The following is a 2332-nucleotide window of genomic DNA, read 5'->3' as shown; positions in this document are numbered from 1 at the left end:
CTAGGTATTCTTTGTCAATCTGAAAAACGCACATAACAAACGCCTCAAGCGGGACTTCCAACGCTCGCCACTTTTGGCTTTAATGAGTTTTGAGGTTGCGGCTGGTTAGTTTTAGTGTGATTGTTTGCGTTGTCAGCCCCTTAGGCGGGCGTTAGCACTCTCTACTGTTAATTTTCAACTAAGACGTTAAAAATGTTAGAAAAATTTAAGAAATATATATCTATAGCGGGCTTAGCTGCTGCTTTGGCATTGTTAAGTTACTTTAATGATGCTCATGATTTCTATAACAACTTTATAAAACAAAAAAGAGCTGAAGATAGCTTAAAGTTACTTAATACTGGTGTATCTATTCAACATGTTAAGAGTGTTTTTGGATCTCCAATAACTGAGAGTAAAATTAAAAATGAGAAAGTTACCGAGTACATATACTCATTTAAAAATTTCTATCTTCAAGTTGTTTTCAGTGATGATAATGAAGTTGTATTCTATGCGGTAACTTCTAAAAGTGATTCTTTTAAGCCAAGTATTCCGTATTTGAGAAAGAATCTTGGTAGTACGTTCTTTGAATTGTCAGACTCCTATACTAGAAATGAGGCAGATAGAAGCTCAAAATTTTATACGTATACAGAGAACATATATCTAGCAAACCCGGGGAACTATAGGCATTTGTATTTAGCACACAATGCCGCTGGCGCTAACTATGGGGGCATAAATGCTATTCTCTTCGAGGAGGTGCCAAACCCTACACGAGAGTCGAGCGAAATTTTCCGAAAGGACTCCTACCCGAACACTTTTGGTGTTGGAGAGATACACGGGGATTGGGGAGGGCGTGAAACTGCGTTTGGAGTGGGTATTGAATACTTTAGTTCTCGAGATCTCCCTGAGCACAACTTTTGAACACGAGTGCTAACAAACGCTTCAAGAGGGACTTCCAACGCGTGGCATTTTTACTGTGCGTTGGTTTTTGTGGTTACGGTATTATGCGGAAACTTGGTAGTAGCGTTGTCAGCCCCTTAAGCGGGCGTTAGCTTGAATACATAGGAGAATCGATTGAATACGAAAGATAAAATTGACGCTTTACAATTTCTGGTCTCAACTCACAGAGGAGAGTTTGAATCTAGACGGTCATTTCAATTTAAAGCTATTTCTGGAGTTATTGTGCTAATGGGGCTAGCTATAACAGCTCGAGTTAATGAGAAGAGCCATGCAGTGGTCAGTGCTCTACCAGATTGGATAATTTGGACGGCAGTTGCTCTAGTAGCAGCTACAGGTAGTGCTTTTTTGTTCTTTGTTCACTCAGCAAATGCTTTTAATAAATTAGTTGCCCACCGAGCTGAAGAAGCAATCCAAGAAGCTATTAAAAATGTTCCAGATTCACCTTTAGATCTTTATAGGAAACCTGATAAGCAGGGGATTTCCCAAATGTTTAAAATAGGAAACGGTGGATATTGGGGCTGGTTATTTGAGTCAATTTTAATAATGGTTTTTGCCATTATCACAGCTCTGGTACTTACAAGCTAACAAAGCGTTTAAGACGGATTCACAACGCTTAGCATTTTCAGTTTGATTCAACTTTAGTGTTTTCGGCACATGGTTTAGGTTGGGTGGTCGCGTTGTTCACCACTTAACGCGGCGTTAGCTACAATGACAGATTCGCCTAATATAAAATGGAGGAATAATATGAATGGAATCTTACCTGATCTGATTCAAAGCTTTGAAGAATGCTTAAAAATGGTTGGCGGCCAAAGCAATCATTACGATGTTGACGCAGCATTGGCGATGACTTTTATTTTAATGCAAAGAAAAGTTTTCAACGAACAAGAGCGCAGTATCTTGTCCATGAAATTATCCGAAAAGTGTTTAAAACGGGGAAATATATTTAATGATGTGAAGGAGCAAGCTGAATTTTTAGAAATGGCCAGTTTTTATCCTGAGACAGTAAAATATTTGGTTAATAACGGAGTGTTTAATCTTTCAACTCTTCGTCTTACGCTGGATAAATTGAATCATGAAGTACGTAAGAGTAGAGGCTATAGCCCTATGGCACAATGCATGATGCACACTCAAAGTAAAGCTGATAGTGCAATCATCATTCAAAACTGTATCAATTTGATAGATAGCTAACAAACGCTTCAAGAGGGACAGCCAACGCGTGGCATTTTTACCATGCGTTGGTTTTTGTGGTTACGATGTTATGCGGAAGCTTGGTAGTAGCGTTGCCTGCCCCTTAAGCGGGCGTTATGTAACCGTAAAGGAAAAAAGACCACAATGCATTGAAAAGTAGATGTTTTTTATGATTGATCTAATTTCAATGTCGACTTTTTCTGAGTGG

3 protein-coding genes are annotated in these 2332 nt (G+C 38.9%); all 3 read left to right on the top strand.

Features of this window, described 5'->3' with window-relative positions:
• Positions 1–192: 192 nt before the first annotated feature.
• The 3 genes from EXA13_RS16425 to EXA13_RS16410 all read left to right on the top strand — a co-directional run bounded on the left by EXA13_RS16425 (position 193) and on the right by EXA13_RS16410 (position 2124).
• Complete coding sequence (locus EXA13_RS16425; protein ID WP_238134076.1) at positions 193–897, top strand: ETEC_3214 domain-containing protein; 705 nt, start codon at positions 193–195, stop codon at positions 895–897.
• A gap of 153 nt (positions 898–1050) precedes the next feature.
• Entirely contained in the window at positions 1051–1521 is a 471-nt protein-coding gene (locus tag EXA13_RS16415) for a hypothetical protein (RefSeq protein WP_238134074.1), read from the top strand.
• A 159-nt stretch (positions 1522–1680) separates the two neighbouring features.
• On the top strand, positions 1681–2124 hold the full coding sequence (locus EXA13_RS16410) for a hypothetical protein (RefSeq protein ID WP_238097237.1): 444 nt from the start codon (positions 1681–1683) through the stop codon (positions 2122–2124).
• The last annotated feature ends 208 nt before the right edge of the window (positions 2125–2332 follow it).

The organism is Vibrio cincinnatiensis, from assembly GCF_022113815.1.
GTDB classification, from domain to species: domain Bacteria; phylum Pseudomonadota; class Gammaproteobacteria; order Enterobacterales; family Vibrionaceae; genus Vibrio; species Vibrio cincinnatiensis_A.
The sequence above is the reverse complement of the archived record's forward strand: the minus strand, read 5'-3'. Positions and strand labels throughout refer to the sequence as shown.